Below are 18,504 nucleotides of genomic sequence, written 5' to 3'. Positions count from 1 at the left end.
GTGGGAAGCCAGCTCGCGATGGCGCTCTATCAGCTTGCCTGGAGGCTGACCGGGTGGCCCTCATCGCGAGCAGGCCCGCTCTCACAGGATGGGTGTTCATCGATGCGTACCTGGTTCGGCCGGCACCGCCTTGATCGCCGCCCTCGGGGTTTGCAGCCCGACCGGCGTCGCACCGGGAATCGCCCTGGCCGAGGCCGGCAATTGCGGCGCCTGCATGTCCGGCATGGCCCAGCTGCGGTCCGGTTGCAGCAGGCCCTGGGCGCGGCGCATGAAGTCGTAGCGGTTGAGGGTGATGCCGCGCCCGGCCGCGGTGTCGCGGATGATGTAGGGGCGCAGGAACACCATCAGGTTGGTCTTGGTGATCTGCCGCCGCTCATTGCGAAACAACGCGCCGATGCCGGGAATCGTCGACAACCACGGCACCGCGTCGTTGCTCTGACTGTAGCCGTCCTGCAACAGCCCCCCGAGGACCATGATTTGCCCGTCGTCGAGAAGGATGCTGGTGTCAATGGCGCGCTTGTTGGTGACGATCCCGGTGGTGCTCGAAGCGCGGTTATCGACGCTGCTGACTTCCTGGTAGATATCGAGCTTGACCGTGCCGCCCTCGGAAATCTGCGGCCGGACGTTGAGCTTCAGGCCGACTTCCTCGCGGGTCACGGTCTGGAACGGGTTGTTGCTGGTGCCCCCGCCGCCGGTGACATAGCTGCCGCTGACGAATGGAATCGTCTGGCCAACGAAAATGCTCGCTGCTTCGTTGTCCAGGGTCAGCAGGTTCGGCGTCGACAGCACATTGGTGCCGCCCTTGCTTTTCAAGGCGCGGGCCAGGACCTTGAGGTCGAGGATCTTGCCGATGCCGGGGATATCCACGGTGCCATTGACGACCCCGAGATTCAGCCCCTGGGGCAACACGTCGATGCTGGTCTTGCCGTTGAGGTTCAGACCCGTACCGCCAAGGTTGACCCCACCGATCACACCACTGCCTCCCAGGTTACCGCTCTGCCATTGCACGCCGAATTCGCTGGCATCGTCCTCGCCGACCTCGACGATCAGGCTTTCGATCACCACCTGGGCCCGGCGTTGGTCCAGCAGGTCGATGACTTCCCGCAGGTTGCGGTACAACGGATCCGGCGCAGAGATCAGCAAGGTATTGGTAGTGGCGTCGGCCTGGATGGTCACGCCGCCGGCGCTGAAGGCCGGGTTCTGCTCGTTTTGCGTCGATGCCGGGGTATACCCGCCGCTGCCCTGGCCGTAGCTGCTGCCAGTGGCTGAAGCAGTGCCGTTGGTGCTGCTGCCGCCCCCATCGCTGCTAGCCTGCCCGCCCTGGCCGTTGGTGCTGGCCCCCATGCCGCTGAGCACCTGGCGCGAGTTGTCGCTGTCCTCGCCCTCGCTTTCCCCGGTCAGCAGCCCGCGCAGAGCCTGGGCCAGCTTGCCGGCCTGGGCGTTGCGCAGGTACACCACATGCAGGTTGCTCGGGTTGTTCTGGGCATTGTCGAGCTTGTAGATCAGGTTGCGCGCCAGCTCGGTGCGCTCGGGGCTGCCGGCGCGGATGATGATGGCGTTGGAGCGCGGATCGCCGATCACGTTGATCTTCTGGGTCTGGTCGCCGCCCTGGGTTTCCAGCAGGTCGGAAACCATCTGCGCGATATCCACGGCGATACCGTTCTGGACCGGCACCACGTCGGTGTCGATGGCGCTCGGGGTGTCGATGCCCTCGATGAGCTGCGCCACCCGCGTCAGGTTCTCGGCGTAGTCGGTGACAACGATGGTGTTATTGCCGGGGTAGGCATTGATCGGGTTGTTCGGTGAAACGATCGGCCGCAACACCGGGATCAGGTTGACCGCGTTCTCGTACTGCAGACGAAAGGTGCGGGTCAGCATGCCGTTACCGGCCGGTTTGTCGGCACTGTAGATCGGTCCGCCCAGCAGCTTGGCGTCGGCTTCGGGCACCACTTGGGCGATGCCACCGACATCCACCACGCTGAAACCCTGCATGCGCAACGCCGCCAACAGCATGTCATAAGCCTGGCGGGCCGGCACCTGGCCTTCGGACACCAGGGTCAGGTTGCCCTTGACCCTGGGGTCCACCAGGAACTGCTGCCCGGTGGAACGGGACAAGGCCCGCACGACGGCCTGGATATCGGCGTCGACAAAATTCAACGTCACAGGTTGTTCCCCCAGCGGGTTGCGCGCCGGTGTGCTATTGCGCGACTCACGCGCACGGGACGTGAGGTCGACCGGCTGCCGGACCGGTGCTTTCTGCTCGCGCTGGGCCTGGGCCCGCTGGCGGTCGAGCAAGGCGTCGCCGCTGCGCTGAGTGCTGCCCAGGGGCATGCCCAGTTCACTGTCCACCAGCAACGGTGGTTGCGAGGCTGGCGGCGTACTGTTGCAAGCGCTCAAGGCGAGCAGTAGCAGCGGCGCGGCCTTGCGCCAATGACGCGGATATCTGGCCTCCTTCATGAAGCTTCCTTAGCGCCTTGCGCCTGGTCCATGCGAACGGTTCCGGACAAAATGCCGGCGGTGTCGGTGTCATCGGAGTTGGCCGGGGCCGTGCGTTGCAAACGGGCCTCGATCACTTTCAGGGAAAATGCTCCGGGGTTGCTCAAGAGCCAGCCCATCACCCCATCGGCGGGGGCGTCGTCGAACGTCAGTTGCCAGGTTTGGGAGTGGGTTTCGGTTAGCTGCAACTGATAATGCTCGCCCAGTCCGCTGGCCTCCAGGGTCTGGCGCAGGGCCACTTCGAGGGACTGGCCCTGGGAGGGGCCGCCGGCATCGCGAAGCAACGCTTCGAGGGCTTCGCTCTGCGAGCGCAGCTTCGGCGTTTCGACTTGCCAATAAGCGATGGTTTTGAGTGGCGGCTGGATCAATGTCAACCAGACCAGGCATCCGCCCAACACCAGTGCCGCCAGCGTCACCGCCCGTCGTTCGCGCACCGCCAGGCCCCGCCAGACGTTTTGGCAGCGGGCCCTCAATAGCACCAGAGATTGCTTATTCATCGTCGGTTTCCGAAGCGTCGTCGGGAGTGTCCTGGGCGGTCGCCCCGGTCGGGGCTACGCGCAGGGCCCAGCCCTGGTCGATGACAGCGACGTCGATACCGGCCTGGGCCAGGGGCGCTTTCCAGTCGCCTTCGGCGGAAGCTTTCTGCACCTCTCCCACAACCGTCAGGCGCAGCTCATCGTGCTCGAACACCAGTGTCTGCAGGTTGCCCGCCATGAACGGCATCGCACTAGCGGCCTGTTGCACGAGACTGGCGAAGCGTTGCGTCGGGTCCGTCGCGGCCCCCTCGCGGCGAGCAGTGATTTGTTGTCGTGCCTGTTGCAAGGGGTTGAGGATCACCGGCAACGCCGGAAACGCCTGCTTCACCCGCTGGCTCATCTGCGCTTTCAGACGCTGGCCTTCGGCGGCCTGGCGAGTGGCGTAGAGGTTCAGGCCGACGACCCACACGACCAGGGCCATCGCGCACATCGCCACCGCCCGGCCCCAGCCGCCACGCCCGCTCGTCCCCTGGGTCAGTCCGGCATGCAACCCCCACCCTGGCGCAGACCCGACCCAGCGCTGGGCGGCCGGCACGCCCGTGATGGACGGCCGAGGCGGCTCGCCGACCCAATGCAGTCCTGGCCCCACCTCCATCAGCCATTCGTCCAGCGTGCCCTCCAGCAATGGCTGCACGGTGGCTGACTGCGCCCCATGGCGCACCAGCAGGTGCCCGTCATCGATGCAGGCCGTCGGCCCGGCGAGCGCGGGCAAGGCGTACGGCGCCGGGTAGAGGCCTCGCAACCTCAGGCCGGCCTGGCTGAGCAACTGGCCGAGTACCTTGAGCGACTCGCGTTCCAACCACGCAATCTGCACCTGCCCATCGTTGTCCCGAGGGCCATGGGCGACCTGCATCTGCTCGCTGGCCCCCAGCATCAGGGCCTGGGCCGCGCACGTCACGGCCGCTGTGACTTTGGCCGTCGGCAATCGTGGCAACGCCAGGCAGGTCAGTACGCTGTCCCGTGGATGAAGGAAACACTCTACCGGGAGGTTCTTCGCGATCTGGCCCAACGCACGGAGGCTGCTGTGTCCTTGCTCGATCACTTGCCCCTGCCGGTCCAGCCAGGCAAACGCCAGCGGACTGTCCAGGTCCAGGCTGCCCAGTGGCGCCAACCCTATCCGCAAGCGCCTCATACGCCCACCCGTGACCAGATCACCTGGGGCAAGCGGTCCTGGCTGCGCTGCAACAACGCGTCCAGTTCCACCCGTCGATGGCCGCTGCGCGCTTGCCCCCGCAGACGGAACCAGTCACTGGTGATGCCGACCTTCACGGTGGTGGTTTCCAGTTTCGGCATGCGCAGGCGATTGACGAAATCGCCGCGATTGATGAACCAGTGGCCGCCGTCACGCTCGGCCACCAGGGCCTGGGCCTGTTGCAGTGACAGACCCGGTACGTAGGCCGCCAGCACCTGGGCGCTGGCGGTGTTGCCGTTGAGCCAGGTGTTGGCTGGCAGAATCGTGACATGGGGAGCCAGCGTTTCCAGCACGCCCGGGGTGACACCTTTGACCGTGCGAAGATCCTGCAAGGTACGCAGCATCGGTCGAGTAGGCGCCAACGGTTTTGCGGAAGCACCGGGTGAAGTATCACGACCGCTCTCGATGGCCAGACCGGCCACCGTCGCGTTCGTCCGCTCCGGATCAGGCAAGCGTGGGTAGGCCGCAATGACCCGTTCTACGATGCGCGCCCGCACCGTTGCGGCGATACCCAGTTGCTCGCACAACCGCTCGAAGGCTCGCACCTGCTCCTGATCCAGCGTTTCATTGGCGACGAGATTGCGCAGGTTGAACTTGCCTTGCTCATCCTCCAGCCGTCCTTCGAACGGCGTGTCGAGCAGGTGCGATCCCGGTATCACGATGGGTTTGGCCCACGGCTGGCCAAAGCGCGTCAGGGGGTCGCGCTGCCGGGCCTCCCATAACAACTGGCGGCTCCATTGCAGCCCGCCTTGCAAGCGTGCGGTGCCCTGGATACGCAGCTGCTCGGCCTCCAGGCTGCGGGTGAACACGGTCTGGCGGGTCAGCATGCCACCGGCGATGACCGCCACCACCGCGGCGATCAGCAGGGCGCTGATGACCGCCATGCCACGCTGCTTCGCGCCGTTGGGCGAATCCGTGCGCATCACGGCCTTTATAACTGCCAGGAACCGATGTCGGCATTGACACCGTCGCCGTCGGGCTGGCCGTCGGCGCCCAGGGAAAACACATCGACTTCGCCATTGGCACCTGGATTCAGGTAGTTGTACGGGCGCCCCCAGGGATCATTGGGCAGGCGCTCCAGGTAAGAGCGCCATGTGCTGTTCTTGGCATCGGCGGGCCGCTCCACCAGCACCTTGAGGCCCTGGTTCATGCTCGGGTAGCTGCCGTGGTCCAGACGATAGAGCTTCAAGGCCTGCATCAGGCCGCCAATGTCCTGCTTCGCCGCCGTCGCCCGTGCCTGGTCGGGCCGGTCGAGCACCTTCGGCACGACCATGGCCGCCAGGATGCCCAGGATGACCACGACCACCATGATCTCGATCAAGGTGAAACCACGCTGCCTTCCAGGGCCTTGAACGCGGGCGTTGTAACGGGCGATCTGCATCTCGACGGTCCTTCGCTGGATTCGATTCGAGGCGCAGTGTTGCAAGAAAATATGTCAGTGATATTGAAATTGCTCAGGAGCTTGCGTCGTCAATCGGTCATGGACGCCGGCTAGCCTTGGAGGCTTGCCTTCATCGACCGAGCCTGTGCAATGTCCCGCCCTGCCCCGCAAACCGGTTTCACCCTGATCGAAGTGTTGGTGGCCCTGGCGATCATCGCGGTGGCCATGTCGGCCGCGGTACGCGTGGCCGCGGTGATGACGCAGAGCAATGGCCTGCTGCGTGACAAGTCCATCGCCCTGCTGGCGGCCCGCAGTCAGCTGGCACAGCTGCGCCTGGAAGCACGCTTCACCCCGGGCACCCGGGTGTTGGACTGCGACCAGGGACGACTGCTGCTGCGCTGCGAACAGACCCTGCGCCCGGCGCAGAACGGCCGGATGCTGCGGGTCGAACTGACCGTGTCCGACCGTAGCCGCGAAGCGCCGCCGCTGGCCCGGCTGGAGACCCTGGTCGGTCGGGAAAAATGAGCGCGGGACACATGAGCGCAAAGCAGCCCGGTCAAGGGCGCGTCAGGGAAGGCAGGCTGACCGAATCCGGCAACCGGACCATGGACAGCCGGGTCTGCTGATTGCCACGTTCGATCACCACCGCCTGCGCCTCGATCGACACCAAACGGATGCCGGGCGCCACCCGTTCGCCCACCAGGAATTCACGGGGCGGCCCGTCATTGAGGCTCAGGATCGCCACGTCTGCACGAGCGCCGGCCATAACGCCACTGACCTTGATGTCCACCGACGCCGGTTGGCTGGAAAACCATCGCAATGCTGGATTGTCGGGGCGCTCGACCAGACGTTGCGCAGTCGCATCCGGTGTGCGGGATTGAGCGGGTGTCGACAATAGCGAAGACCAGGTCGCCACGCCGGCCAGCGCCGCCAACAAGCCCAGCGCTTGCACAATCTGCGCGAGGGACACGCGCTCGATAAAGGTCATGGGCTGGCTCTCCTTGGTGTTGATTCCGATGCTCAGCGTACGCGCCGATTCTCTCCGTTTTATTTCACACGCTTATCATGTTCGCCATGCACGATGGCGGTCGATGCAAAGGAGCGCGCCATGAGTCGAGGCAGGCAACGAGGATTTACCCTGATCGAATTGATGGTGGTACTGGTGATCATCGGGATTGCCAGCGCCGCCGTGAGCCTGAGCATCAGGCCGGATCCCATGAAGTTGCTGCGCCAGGATGCCGGACGACTGGCACAACTGCTGCAGCTGGCCCAGACCGAAGCCCGTATCGACGGGCGACCAATCACCTGGCGGGCAGATGCCAAGGGATTTGGCTTCAGTCGACGTGCCGACCAGGGCACCGGCCTGGATCACTTCAAGGACGATCCGCAACTGCGCCCGCGTCGGTGGCAGAGTTCCTCCATGGACATTGAAATAGATCCTGGGCCACGGGTTGTGCTGAGTGCCGAATGGATTGCCGAGCCCATACGGATTCGCCTGTCGGACGGTCTCGGCAGCCTCACCGTACAACGCAATGCCGCCGGACGGATAGACATCCAATGAGCAGCCGCCAGAGGGGCTTTACCCTGCTTGAAGTGATGGTGGCGATCCTGCTGATGGCGGTGGTCAGCCTGATCGCCTGGCGCGGGCTGGACAGCATGACCCGGGCCGACAGCCATCTGCAGGCCAGCACCGAACAGACCGAAGAGCTGCTGCGGGTACTGAACCAACTGGAGCGCGACGTGGCCCTGCGCGCCAGCACCGAATTGAGCGAACCGATGAAACCCGGCGTCGACGACGAGCCCTCCAGCGCCCCGCCCGCCCTCACCGTGCGCAGCGCCGAGGGTCGGGGGTTTCGCCTGGATGTCATCCGCGTGGCCGCCGTCCGGGAGGGCCAGCTGCAGCGGGTGCGCTGGTGGCTCAAGGGCGATACGCTTTACCGCGCCCAAGGCCCTGCGCGCAGCCAGTACCCACTGCCCGCTCCCGGACCGGGCGTGGCCGTCCTGAGCGGCGTCAACGAAGCCGGGTTACGCTACTGGGACCTGGAGGAAGGCTGGCGCAAGCTCAGCGGCAACCGCCGGGAAAACCCCGCGGGCATCGAAATCAGCCTGACCCGCCAGACGCCCCAGGGTACCGAGAAATACCGGCAGGTGCTGGGGCCGCTGGAGTAAGCCGGCGTTGCCATCGTTGACCGTTCGCTACGCGAGCCCCCGCTCCCACAGATCAGCTGATAGCGCCATCCACGAGCGCCTGCGCCTCACTCACCAGTTGCTTGAGGTGTTGATCGCCGATGAAGCTTTCAGCGTAGATCTTGTAGATGTCCTCGGTACCGGACGGACGTGCCGCGAACCAGCCGTTTTCGGTCATGACCTTCAGGCCACCGATGGCCTGGTCGTTGCCCGGTGCATGGCTGAGGATGCTCTGGATCGTCTCTCCGGCCAGTTGAGTGGACGCGACCTGATCGGGCGACAGCTTGCTCAACAGCGCTTTCTGCTGCGCACTGGCCTTGGCATCGACACGCACCGAGAACGGTTCGCCCAGCTCATCAGTCAGGGCACGGTAGGCCTGGCTTGGATCACGACCGGTACGGGCGGTCATTTCCGCCGCCAACAGCGCCGGGATCAGACCATCCTTGTCAGTGCTCCAGACACCGCCATCCTTGCGCAGGAACGACGCACCGGCGCTTTCTTCGCCACCAAAACCCAGGGAGCCGTCGAACAGGCCATCGGCAAACCACTTGAAGCCCACCGGCACTTCATAGAGACGGCGTCCCAGACGCCGGGCGACGCGGTCGATCAGGCCGCTGCTGACCACCGTCTTGCCCACGGCCGCATCGGCACGCCATTGCGGACGGTTCTGGAAGAGGTAGTCGATGGCGACGGCCAGGTAGTTGTTCGGAGCCAGCAGACCGCCGGACGGCGTCACGATGCCATGTCGGTCGTGATCCGGATCGCAGGCGAAGGCCACGTCGAAACGCTCTTTCAGACCAATCAGCCCCTGCATGGCATGGCTGGACGACGGGTCCATGCGGATCTGTCCGTCCCAGTCGACGGTCATGAAGCGGAAGGTCGGATCCACCTGAGTGTTCACCACAGTCAGGTCCAGACGGTAATGCTCGGCAATCGCCGGCCAGTAGCGCACCCCGGCGCCGCCCAGTGGATCGACACCCAGGCGCAACCCGGCAGCGCGGATGGCGTCGAAATCGATCACGTTGACCAGATCGGCTACATAGGTGTTGAGGTAGTCATGGCGGTGAGTCGTTTCGGCTTTCAACGCCTGCTCATAGCTGATGCGTTTGACGCCGGCCAGCTGGTTGGCCAGCAGTTCGTTGGCCTTGGCTTCGATCCACTTGGTGATATGGGTATCGGCCGGACCGCCGTTGGGGGGGTTGTACTTGTAGCCACCGCTTTGTGGCGGGTTATGGGACGGCGTGATGACGATGCCGTCCGCCAGGCCCGTGGTACGACCCCGGTTGTAGCAAAGAATGGCATGGGAAACCGCAGGCGTCGGGGTGTACTCGTCGCCTTCGGCGATCATGACGGTCACGCCGTTGGCGGCCAGCACTTCCAGGGCGCTCGCGCCCGCCGGGGTCGACAGTGCATGGGTATCGATACCGACGAACAGCGGCCCGTCGATGCCGTGAGCCTGCCGGTACAGGCAGATCGCCTGGCTGATCGCCAGCACATGCCACTCGTTGAATCCCAGGTCGAATGAACTGCCACGGTGACCGGAGGTGCCGAATGCCACGCGCTGGGTGGCAATCGAGGCATCGGGCCGGCCGGTGTAGTAGGCCGTCACCAGTCGCGGGATATCGATCAACAACTCTGCCGGCGCCGGCTTGCCCGCAAATGGACTGACTGTCATGCAAAACCTCTGAATGGAGTGGCTTGGGAAATGGAATGCAGTTTACTGACAGTTCGACCGTGGCGCGATGGGTTCGATCCATCGCCTGCATTACGCTTGCTCCAGCCGCAGGGCCTCGGCCAACGCCCAAAGCGCGACGTCCATGTCATCCGAACCGCTCAAGGCATGAGTCAGTCGCAGGTGCTGACCATACAGGCCCTGGAGACTGAACAGTTCCCCTGGGGCAATGGCGATCCGTTGGGCAAGCAAACGCTGGAAGACCCGCCGTGGATCCACCCGTCGCCGCGAGTACATCCAGATCGTCGCCCCTCCCTGGGGCTCCACCCACTGCACGCTGTCCTCCAGCCGCCCGCGCAGCATTTGTGTCGTGACAGCGGCGCTTTCGCGCAACAGACGTCGCAATACCAACAAGTGTTGATCGATCCGGCCATTGCTGTACAACCGGGCAATGGCTTTCTGACGAATCGGTGACAAGCGAAATGCCCGCAGCAGGAAGTGCCGCTGCAATTGCAGAGTCAACTGCCGCGACAGCACATATCCGTACGGCGCCTCTGGTCCTACAGTCTTTTCGAAGGTGGAATAAACGATCAGGCGGTCCGGGTCGAGCAGGTCGCGAAAAGGCGTAGCCCTCGTTTCGAACGCCAGGTCCGTGTAGCTATCGTTCTCCAGCACCCAGGCTCCATGCTTCTCCAGCAAATATGCGACGGCGCGACGATTGTCTTCGGGAACCAAAGTGCCCCTGGGCATGTTCAACACCGAGGAGAGCACCACCAGGCGCACCGATTCTTTCGCCAGCAACTGCTCCAGCTGTTCGAGATTGATTTCACCGTCCGCCAGCAACGGCAATTCGACAACCTGGACTTCAGCCGCCTGCATCAGGCGAAGGAGCGTCCAGTCGCAGGGTGATTCGATCAGGACCGTGGCGCCCTTGAGCTCCAGGACCGCGATGAGGATTTCCAGCACGCCCCTCAGGTCGGCGCCGATGTATACGTCGTCGGCATTCCAGCAACGGGCCGGCGAGGATGTGTAACGGGCCGCCAGGACGGTGCGCAGCTCCAGCTCGCCCCAGGGTTGCGAAGGCATCTGGGCAGTGCGTGGATACTGGCGCAACAGTTCACGTTCAAGTAACAGCAGCGGGCTGTCCAGCGGCGCCAGCGAAGCCGGCTCGTCCGCACTGAGCACCCGCATCCCCGGCCGCCGGGCGTTGACATAGAGCGTCTCGAGCAGATCGTCCCCTCCGTCCAGGGGGGCGATGCTAGGCACAGGCAGCGCGTAATAACCGGACTTGGCGATGGGATAGACCCGTCCTTCCTTTTCCAGCAGCGAATAAGCGTATTGGATAGTGGAAATCGACACATTCAGGCGATCGGCCAATTGCCGCAACGATGGCAGACGCACCCGGGCATCTGCGCCCAGCTCGTTGATCAACGTTGTCAGGTACCGATAAACCGCCTGATAGGCGAAATCCGTTTCTCGTCCGCCCTTCATGGCTTCAGGCCCGCCAGTGCAACCGCTACCCGTGGTACCGAAACTGAAACGATCGGATGTGAGCTGAGAGAACCCGCCAAGCGTCGCCCCTCAATGCCCGACCGAACGTTCGCACAGGTCGTCGGCTCCCGTCCCGGTGTCGGACTCGGCAACGTCCTGCTGCGGGTCGAATCCCGGCGCGGCTTCCCGCTCCGGCAGCGCGATGCTCGCGTCGTAGAGCCTGCCGAGCATGTCGATGGACAGACCGCTGACGTCCACCATCCACTGAGCCACCTGATCGGCGATAGCGCCACCTTGCATGGCTTTGTGCAGGTCCGGCATCGCCACCAGCATGCCGGGATGACAGCAGCGCAGGAAATGTTCCAGCCCTGCACCTTTTTCGACAAAGGGCGCGAACAGCATGCACACCAGCTGCACTTCGTTGAGCCCCAGCGTCTTGAGCGCTTCGTGGGCTGCCTGGGCACGACGTTCGGCAATGGCCGAAGGCGGCCCGAACAATTCCCGGGCCTGCGCACAGACATGTTCAGGCAGTTGCTTGCGATGCAGGATCATGATGGCTCGCTGCGCGTAGTCGCCATAGCCCGCCTCGTAGCTGCGCCCATGCAGGTGATAGGCCTGCAGGCCATGCAAATGAGCCGACAGCAGCGGACTGAGGTAGTCGTTTTCCGGCGCCGATGCGATGAAATCGTCGGTCCGTACCCGCAGGAATTCGTTGAACAGCGGCCAGTTGGTTTCCTCCGAGCGGCCCACGATCAGGTCATCGATCCCAATGTGCCCGACGCGCCGGCAGGCCTGGAAGCCGCCCTCGGGTTTCCAGGCTTGAACCCGATGCGCCCCGTAGAAATGCTGAAAGAGGTCGCCGCCAAGGTTATCGAGCTGCATGAAGAGGCTGTCGAAGGTGCAGGTTTGCTCGGTGACCAGACCGATCTTGCGGGTCGCCCGTCGAAAACCCGCCATGAACTGCTTTTGCTGGCGCAGCGTATCGCTGCTCACCAGCGAATCGACCCCTGCTTCCCAGCGCGCCATGTGGCGATAGAACTCCGCCATTGCCAGATAGCCGTCGTCACCGACCTCCAGGGGACTGTCGGGAGAACGGAGGTGCCCCAGAACCAGCATGTCCATGCGATTGGACTCGTGCCCGTCCACAGACAACGGCTGACGGTGGTTGAAGGGCAGCACTTCACGGTTATCGGCCATCAGCAGTTCGACACGGGGATCATCGTAGACGAACAACGCGCTGTAGCAGCGATGGATGTTTTCCAGGGTCGACTGGCGGGTCTCGCTCAACCGCGGCGTGGCAACACGCAGGTTGAAGGTGACCGGATACCTGCCGGCAATACTCAATTGCGCCGCCCTCAGGGCCGTCAGGACATAGAAATTGTCCCGGCTCCCGTTCTGGACGGTCAGCACCCGATAATCGCCGATCCGTTCGATACCTCCGGCGGCGACTATCAGACGTTGAATCAAAAGCTGCAGCGCCGTACGCTCCGCACGGGAATAGAAACTTAACAGTCGCTGCAGAATCTGTTGATACACATGAATCATTGCCTGCTCATGAATTGCACTCATAACCGTTTACCTGGAAATTCAAATATCGGCCTCGCACCCACCAAAGGTGACTGCGTGACGTGATGGGCGAAAGAAACGGTACCGCTACTGCAAAGAGTATTGGTAATACGCTTGATCTTTGCTTGTTGTAATTATTTGATACATACATCCAGCATTAGCCCATTTCCTTTCAGCGGCTCGCTGAAACCCGCACAGTCATTGACTCTAACCGGTCCGCCGGCACGTCCTAGGACATTTCCGACAACGTCCCACAGACAACGAGTACAGAAAACAAAGAACATGCCGAACTTTGGTTGGACACCTGCCCCACATTGTTTTTCTGATATTCGATAAAAGAACCCGGAACAAGAAACAACCGAAACCTCTTGAACAGATATTGAAGGATGAAGACCTTCCCAAAGCGTGTATTGCACCACGACTTCTTCCTTGAGCTGAAAACCAGCGTTCAATTATCAGGACTTCAATAATGATTAGAAGATACAGATTAATGGCAAAAACCAGCTCAGTTGCGCAACGGCAAACGGAGTCGGTTCGAGCGAGAAGGCAGCACCATCATCCGCAACCGCTCACAGCCGTCAGCGTTCGGATAATGGACAGGGATGACCGGTCAGGTCGCAGGGAGCGCAAGAGCCCGGAGCGTTGGCTCTTGCGCGAGACGGGAATCAGGCGGGATCGACAACCTGAAGGGCAACGCGCTCACGGCAAGGACATTCATCCATGTAGCGGTGAGCCTCGACAAATTCCCCGAACGGGAAAACTCGGGTCTTGAGAGGCAACAGTACGCGATCGGCCGTCAATTGGTTGATATCGCGCAGCGCCCGTTGCAACGCTACATGGTCCTGGATAATGCCCAGTTCCGGCTTGCCGGTGAAATTACCAATGCAGTGTACAAAGAACTGGATGTTCTTCTGGAATGCCGCGCAGGCCGGAAATGGCGTCTGGTTGCCGCCTTGCAGGCCGTACAACACCAGGCTGCCCCGCGGCGCCAGCACATCACCGAGCAAAGACATCTGTGGCCCGCCGAGCCCATCGAACACCACGTCGACGCCTCGATTGTCGGTGAGCTTGTTGATTTGCATCAGCAAGTCCTGCTCTTCCGTGACGATGACTTTCTCGGCCCCCAGCGACAACAGATAATCACGCTCTTCCACTGTCTTGGTGGCAGCGATCACCCGCACGCCCAGCGCCTTGCCCAATTGAACAAAGGATGGACCGGCGCAATGGCTGGCGTCGGTCACCAGGGCGAACTGCCCGGGCTTGACCCGTGCCAGGTCGACATAGGCGAAATACGCGATCAGCAGCGGCGTGTAGTGCACGGCGGCTTCGATCGGGCTCAGGACGTCGGGGTACCGGGTCAACGCGGTGCGCGGCAACACGATAACCTCACCGTAAACGGGATAATCGTTCGGACTTTCGGCGGGGAAGCTGGCAACCTTGTCGCCTACCGCCAGATCATCGACACCGTCACCCACGGCGGTCACCACGCCAGCCATTTCATGACCCAGGCCAGAGGGCAGCCGTGCCTGTGACGACGCCAGGTTCTGGCGCCAAAGGGTGTCGTACCAACTGATCCCGATCGCTTCTACGCGGACCTGCACTTCTCCTGGCGCAGGAAGAGCCGTCGTCTGCTCTTCGCATTTGAGCACTTCGGCACCACCAAACTTGTGAAAACGGATCGTGCGGGACATCGCAAACCTCGTCAAAGTAACCTCTAATGCCATGAACTCTATCCGGGCTTTTTACCCATGACCATCAGTGGCTATTAATAGTCGACATGCCTGTCATTGATTCCGCAGCCAAAAAACGAACCAATCCTGTAGGCATCAGCCTAGGAAAATTCAATTAGCCGGTGCAGAGTACCAGCCTTTCCCCGTAAGATTCATGCCGGCCATTGTTCTTAAATGGCCGCTCACGTCAAGCTTGCCGAATCTGCCAGGACCCCAGATGAATCGTAATGACCTGCGTCGTGTCGACCTGAACCTGTTGATCGTGTTCGAAACACTGATGCATGAACGCAGCGTAACCCGCGCCGCCGAAAAGCTGTTCCTTGGCCAGCCAGCCATCAGCGCGGCGTTGTCGCGGCTGCGCAGCCTGTTCGATGACCCGCTGTTCGTACGCACCGGCCGCAGTATGGAGCCTTCGGCGCGGGCCATCGAGATTTTCTCGTTGCTGTCCCCGGCCCTGGATTCGATTTCCACGGCGGTCAGCCGGGCAGCGGAATTCGACCCGGCCACCAGCACTTCGGTGTTTCGCATCGGCCTTTCGGACGATGCCGAGTTCGCCCTGCTGCCCATGCTACTCAAGCGCCTGCGTGCCGAAGCACCCGGCATCGTGCTGGTGGTGCGTCGGGTCAACTACATCCTGATGCCGAGCCTGCTGGCGTCCGGAGAGATTTCCATCGGGGTCAGCTATACCGATGACCTGCCGGCCAATGCCAAGCGCAAGGTACTGCGGCGCAGCTCGCCGAAGGTGCTACGGGCCGACACCGCGCCTGGGCAGTTGACCCTGGACGAATTCTGCGCCCGCCCCCATGCGCTGGTGTCGTTTGCCGGCGACCTGAGCGGTTTCATCGATGAAGAACTGGAAAAGCTCGGCCGCAAGCGCCACGTTGTACTGGCGGTTCCGCAGTTCAACGGCTTGAGCACACTGCTGTCGGGCACCGACATCATCGCCACCGTGCCGGACTACACCGCCGACGCCCTGACGGCCGCGGGGGGCGTGCGCGCTGAAGATCCGCCCATTCCGGTGCGCAGTTTCGAACTGCACATGGCCTGGCGTGGGTCACAGGATAATGATCCGGGAGAGCGTTGGTTGCGTTCGCGGATTCAGATGTTTTTCGGGGATCCGGATAGTCTTTGAAAAAATTTGCCGAGATGGGGGAGGAATGGAGTGCCCTTCCCGCCCACCACCTTGGCAGACGCCTGCATGACGAGCGCCCAAGTGATGCTTCCTAGAACCACGTCTCCATCTGAATCCCGTACTGCCAGACACCACCGGCATTGAAGTCCGTCTTGCCGAACGAATCCGAAGCGCTGTACCTGTCCAGATCCGAAGACCAATTCATGACACTGGCAAACAGGCGCAATTCAGGGCGCGTGAGCAGGTCTCCCAAATCGGGCTTGAATGTCGGTGCGACGGTGAATTTCCAGAAGTTACCGTCGACCGCGTTGCGTTGCATATAGCCCTTGGGATCAAGGTCCATGGTCTGCCAGCTGATCTCGTAGGCCATCTCGAAATTGCTGTTGATCTCATTGGCCAATCGCACGTTCAGGGTCATCCAGCGATAGTCGTCACCCTTGACGTACCGATCCTTGCTCTGCTCGGCCAGCAGGCTGGGACCGATGCGCCAGCCAGCTGCAATCGGGGTTTCGCCGTAAAGCGCCAGGCGCAGGGCGCGAGCCTCGTCGATGAGTTCGCCGTCCGCCCCCACGTTCTTGACCTCCGCGCCAAGGCCTTGCCCATAGAGCAGCGCCGTCTTGAAGAAGCCTTCCCTGCCGAAAAAGTTGCGTTGATGATTGGCGACCATGCTGTGCAGACCGGAATCCGCCGGTGTAAAACCCGCCTCATTGGCACGGGTAGCGAAATCGTTTTTCTTTGAACCGATCGCGTTGAACATCCACTGCCACTGTCCGTTGTCGAAAAATTGGTTGGAGGTCAGGATGTAGCTCTCCACATCCGCATTGACCCCACCCTCACTGAAGTCCCCGTAATTGCGCCCGACCAGGGAATAATTCGAACGCCAGTCCTTGCTCATCTGCACGTCGTAGATCCCGCCGCCGGTACCGGCCAGATAGACGACGTCCGAGTCCAGCCAATGGATATCGAAATTGTCCCGGTCGAATCGCTTGCCTGCCCAGAGGGTGGCGTTTTCGAACATCGGATTGCCCTTGAAAGCGGCAAGATGATCGAGTTCGGTAAAGACCTGGCGCACGTTCAGGTTGCTTTCTTCTGCCGTCCAGTCGTTGGAGCTTTCCACGCCATCGGCGATGGAAACGGTGAATTTGGATCGGGTGCCGTTCTGCGCATACAGCTCTTTTGACAAGTCGATACGCATGTAGGTGTCGTCTTCGTTGCCAAGCCGGCCGACCGCGCCACCGACGGAACCGGCCGGGGTGGTGTAGGGCCCGCCGCGACCGCCGCCCAGCCCATCGTTGATCAGCAATCCGGAGCGCGCATAGCCCTTGAAGCTGAACCCGTCCGTGAGATGCGAGCCACTGCCCGCTTTTTCAACGCGTTGCTGACTGGCTTCGAGCTTTGCCAACCGTTCATCCACCGTGGGCGTCACCGTGTGGGGCGTGACAGACGCTGTCGGTTGCAAGGCTGGAGTGCTGAGTTTGAGTTGTTGCAGCTCCCTGGCGAGTGCCTGGGCTTGTTGTTCGGCAGCAGCGGCGCGCCGTTCCGCTGCACTGGTGCGAGCTTCGAAAGCGGCCATGCGCTCCTCCAGTGTCGCGGCCTGGGCCGTGACCGTTGAGGTCCCGAGCATGCCTGCGATAAACCAGCCTGATGCTTTCTGCATGTGGATTTTCCCTGTCTTGTTTTTATTGTTCTGTCTTGCGAGCGCCCTTTCTTCCTGGGAACCGGGTGTCACATTCCTTCAAAAAAGAGATGCCTGATCGCAAATACGCTGCTACATTTGGCGATGTTAACGTTAACTTTTATAAAAACAAAAATAAAGAGGACTTTATGAAACGACTCAAATCGCTCCTTCCAGCTGCATTGATCAGCGCGTTTGCAGGGCTTCCCGCCCTGTCCAGCGCAGCCGATCTGACGATCTCCTGCGGTGCGGTGGGTGCAGAGCTTCAACTGTGCAAGGAGGCTGTCGAAGCGTGGTCGAAACAGACCGGTCACAGCGTCGATGTGGTTTCCACCCCTAACTCGGCGACCGAGAGGTTGTCGTTCTACCAGCAGATCCTCAGTGCGCAGTCGAGTGACATCGACGTCATCCAGATCGATATGGTCTGGCCGGGTATGCTGGCCAACCACCTGATGGATTTGCGCGAGGTGCTCCCCGCCAACGCCACCCAGGGCTACTTCCAGGCACAGGTGGATAACGCCACGGTGGATGGACGGCTGGTGACCATGCCCTGGTTCACCGACTCGGGGCTTTTGTATTACCGCAAGGATTTGCTCGATAAATACAACAAGCCGGTGCCGCAGACCTGGGAGGAAATGACGGCCACCGCCAGGGATGTACAACTGGCGGAGCGCAACGCCGGGAATGCCAACGCCTGGGGTTATGTCTTCCAGGGCCGGGCCTACGAGGGCCTGACGTGCAATGCGCTGGAATGGATCAGCAGTCAACCGGGCGGCGGCCTGGTCAGTCCGAAGGGCGACATCGTGGTCAACACCCCGGCATCCAGAGCGGCCTTGACTCTGGCAAAGAGTTGGATCGGGGATATTTCGCCCCGTGGGGTGCTCAATTACACCGAGGAAGAAGGACGGGGAGTCTTCCAGTCCGGAAATGCCCTGTTCATGCGCAACTGGCCGTATGCCTGGGCCCTGGTGCAAAGCCCGGACAGTGCGGTAAAGGACAAGGTCGGCGTCGCTCCCCTGCCCCGTGGCGGCGCGACCGGCAGCCATGCATCAACCCTCGGAGGGTGGGGCCTGGCGGTTTCGCGCTACAGCGCCCGGCCAAAGCTTGCCGCAGAGTTGGTGAGCTATCTGACCAGTGCCCAACAGCAGAAACATCGGGCGTTGGTAGGCGCCTATAACCCGGTGATCGAATCGCTGTATCAGGATCCTGAGCTGCTCGCGGCCATGCCGTACTACGCCCAACTGCACAGCATTCTCAACGATGGCGTCATGCGTCCTGCTGCCATCACGGCCGCCCGCTACCCACGGGTCTCCAATGCGTTCTTCGACCAGGTGCACGGAGTGCTCGCCGGCGAGTTGCCCGTCGACCAGGCACTGGCGGAACTGGAAAGTGAACTCACACGGATCAAACGCCGGAACTGGTAAGTCTCTAAGGAAGGAAAATCAC

16 protein-coding genes are annotated in these 18,504 nt (G+C 62.1%); 5 read left to right on the top strand and 11 right to left on the bottom strand.

All coding sequences use genetic code 11. From position 1 onward, the window contains the following. Positions 1-96: 96 nt before the first annotated feature. Genes gspD through gspG form a run of 5 tightly spaced genes read right to left on the bottom strand, consistent with a single transcriptional unit; the run spans position 97 to position 5,605 of the window. A complete protein-coding gene (gene gspD, locus AD666_RS09180) occupies positions 97-2,457 on the bottom strand; it encodes a type II secretion system secretin GspD (protein WP_053150585.1) in 2,361 nt (786 codons plus the stop codon). Beyond that, positions 2,454-2,993, bottom strand: a complete 540-nt coding sequence (gene gspM, locus AD666_RS09175; RefSeq protein WP_053150582.1) for a type II secretion system protein GspM — start codon at positions 2,991-2,993, stop codon at positions 2,454-2,456. The genes gspD and gspM overlap by 4 nt, the downstream gene beginning before the upstream one ends. Then, positions 2,986-4,164 (bottom strand): type II secretion system protein GspL, encoded by a 1,179-nt coding sequence (gspL, locus tag AD666_RS09170; RefSeq protein ID WP_053150579.1) that lies wholly within the window; start codon positions 4,162-4,164, stop codon positions 2,986-2,988. Before gspL ends, gspM begins: the two co-directional genes overlap by 8 nt. Continuing rightward, positions 4,161-5,147, bottom strand: a complete 987-nt coding sequence (gspK, locus tag AD666_RS09165) for a type II secretion system minor pseudopilin GspK (RefSeq protein WP_053150576.1) — start codon at positions 5,145-5,147, stop codon at positions 4,161-4,163. Before gspK ends, gspL begins: the two co-directional genes overlap by 4 nt. Before the next feature lie 8 nt (positions 5,148-5,155). Continuing rightward, a complete protein-coding gene (gene gspG / locus AD666_RS09160; RefSeq protein ID WP_053150573.1) occupies positions 5,156-5,605 on the bottom strand; it encodes a type II secretion system major pseudopilin GspG in 450 nt (149 codons plus the stop codon). A gap of 150 nt (positions 5,606-5,755) precedes the next feature. Between gspG and gspI the strand changes: the two genes are divergently transcribed. Continuing rightward, complete coding sequence (gspI, locus tag AD666_RS09155) at positions 5,756-6,130, top strand: type II secretion system minor pseudopilin GspI (protein WP_053150569.1); 375 nt, start codon at positions 5,756-5,758, stop codon at positions 6,128-6,130. 31 nt (positions 6,131-6,161) lie between these two features. Here gspI and AD666_RS09150 read toward each other — a convergent pair whose 3' ends face one another. Continuing rightward, the gene (locus AD666_RS09150; protein WP_053150566.1) at positions 6,162-6,593 is read right to left on the bottom strand and encodes a general secretion pathway protein GspC; all 432 of its coding nucleotides are present in this window, start codon (positions 6,591-6,593) and stop codon (positions 6,162-6,164) included. Positions 6,594-6,713: 120 nt separating this feature from the next. Here AD666_RS09150 and gspH point away from each other — a divergent pair, with 120 nt between their 5' ends. Continuing rightward, a complete protein-coding gene (gspH, locus tag AD666_RS09145) occupies positions 6,714-7,166 on the top strand; it encodes a type II secretion system minor pseudopilin GspH (protein WP_053150563.1) in 453 nt (150 codons plus the stop codon). After that, the gene (locus tag AD666_RS09140) at positions 7,163-7,774 is read left to right on the top strand and encodes a prepilin-type N-terminal cleavage/methylation domain-containing protein (RefSeq protein ID WP_053150560.1); all 612 of its coding nucleotides are present in this window, start codon (positions 7,163-7,165) and stop codon (positions 7,772-7,774) included. The genes gspH and AD666_RS09140 overlap by 4 nt, the downstream gene beginning before the upstream one ends. A 52-nt stretch (positions 7,775-7,826) precedes the next feature. On the opposite strand, the gene pgm is transcribed toward AD666_RS09140, so the two are convergent. The 4 genes from pgm to AD666_RS09120 form a co-directional block, all read right to left on the bottom strand. Beyond that, on the bottom strand, positions 7,827-9,467 hold the full coding sequence (pgm, locus tag AD666_RS09135) for a phosphoglucomutase (alpha-D-glucose-1,6-bisphosphate-dependent) (RefSeq protein WP_053150558.1): 1,641 nt from the start codon (positions 9,465-9,467) through the stop codon (positions 7,827-7,829). A gap of 90 nt (positions 9,468-9,557) precedes the next feature. Further along, entirely contained in the window at positions 9,558-10,955 is a 1,398-nt protein-coding gene (locus tag AD666_RS09130) for a PLP-dependent aminotransferase family protein (RefSeq protein ID WP_053150554.1), read from the bottom strand. 90 nt (positions 10,956-11,045) lie between these two features. Then, positions 11,046-12,524 carry a hypothetical protein gene (locus AD666_RS09125; protein WP_053150553.1) on the bottom strand — a complete coding sequence of 493 codons (1,479 nt, stop codon included), beginning with the start codon at positions 12,522-12,524 and terminating at the stop codon, positions 11,046-11,048. Positions 12,525-13,186: 662 nt separating this feature from the next. Next, positions 13,187-14,212, bottom strand: a complete 1,026-nt coding sequence (locus AD666_RS09120) for a zinc-dependent alcohol dehydrogenase family protein (protein ID WP_053150550.1) — start codon at positions 14,210-14,212, stop codon at positions 13,187-13,189. 256 nt (positions 14,213-14,468) lie between these two features. Between AD666_RS09120 and AD666_RS09115 the strand changes: the two genes are divergently transcribed. Next, positions 14,469-15,383, top strand: a complete 915-nt coding sequence (locus AD666_RS09115) for a LysR family transcriptional regulator (protein WP_053150547.1) — start codon at positions 14,469-14,471, stop codon at positions 15,381-15,383. A 91-nt stretch (positions 15,384-15,474) separates the two neighbouring features. On the opposite strand, the gene AD666_RS09110 is transcribed toward AD666_RS09115, so the two are convergent. Then, positions 15,475-17,040, bottom strand: a complete 1,566-nt coding sequence (locus AD666_RS09110) for a carbohydrate porin (RefSeq protein WP_053150544.1) — start codon at positions 17,038-17,040, stop codon at positions 15,475-15,477. 167 nt (positions 17,041-17,207) lie between these two features. On the opposite strand from AD666_RS09110, the gene AD666_RS09105 reads away from it, so the two are divergent. Next, positions 17,208-18,482 carry an ABC transporter substrate-binding protein gene (locus AD666_RS09105; RefSeq protein WP_053150541.1) on the top strand — a complete coding sequence of 425 codons (1,275 nt, stop codon included), beginning with the start codon at positions 17,208-17,210 and terminating at the stop codon, positions 18,480-18,482. Positions 18,483-18,504: the final 22 nt, after the last annotated feature.

The sequence above is a fragment of the Pseudomonas sp. Pf153 genome (assembly GCF_001269775.1).
GTDB lineage: Bacteria > Pseudomonadota > Gammaproteobacteria > Pseudomonadales > Pseudomonadaceae > Aquipseudomonas > Aquipseudomonas uvaldensis.
This window is presented reverse-complemented; position numbering and strand designations above follow the sequence as displayed.